Origin of the sequence: Photobacterium sp. GB-1, assembly GCF_003026165.1 — a bacterium.
GTDB lineage: Bacteria > Pseudomonadota > Gammaproteobacteria > Enterobacterales > Vibrionaceae > Photobacterium.
The window spans coordinates 1-782 of sequence record NZ_PYOB01000062.1 but is presented as its reverse complement, the minus strand read 5'-3'; the positions used below and the strand labels follow the sequence as shown (position 1 = coordinate 782).

The 782-nt window shown below is 39.3% G+C and carries 1 pseudogene; it reads right to left on the bottom strand.

Features of this window, described 5'->3' with window-relative positions:
- Positions 1 to 709 (bottom strand): annotated as a pseudogene (locus C9J45_RS21420) (IS3 family transposase); the annotation flags it as partial.
- Between the last annotated feature and the right edge of the window lie 73 nt (positions 710 to 782).

Here is a 782-nt window from a genome sequence, read left to right as displayed (position 1 = left end):
CCAGTCCACACATAAGTCACATCACCAACCCAAACTTGATTAGGTGATGTAACTGCAAATTGACGATTCAGATGATTTGGAATTGCAATATGCTCTTGATTTGCTTTTCGGTATCTATGTTTCGGTGATTGGCAACTAACAAGATTAAGGGCTTTCATTTGTTTGGATGCACGATACCGACTCAAGGGAATACCTTGAGTCGTAACCATATCTGCAATGGTTCTTGCTCCAGCAGAACCATTGCTTGCAGCATGTACCTCTTTGATTAAACTACGCAGTTTAATCAATTCAATAGAAATAGATTTTGGGCGTCTTTGCCAATATTTATAGCTACTGCGATGAACATCAAATACTTTGCATAACGTTGTTATGCTGTGGCTCTTCCTGAGTTTCTCGATTAACGAGAATTGTTCAATGAGTCTGACATCAAGAGAGCGGTGGCTTTTTTTAAGATTTCATTATGCTCTTCAAGAGTGGCTAATTTCTTCTTTAACTCTCGTATTTCAATCTGTTCAGGCGTCATCGGTGAAGCTTTCGGTGATTTACCTTGGCGCTCTTCTTTTAACTGACGAACCCACTTATCCATCGTAGATTTACCCACATTCATGGCCTGAGCAGCTTCAGTTACTGAATAGTTTTGATCGATAACTAATTGTGCTGCCTCTAATTTAAATTCAGCACTAAATAATCGTCTTGTTCGTTTTGTCATGATGTCACCTATCCATGTTAAGAGGTGATGATATCACCTCTGAGTAGGTGGCCAAATTTAATGTACCACTACA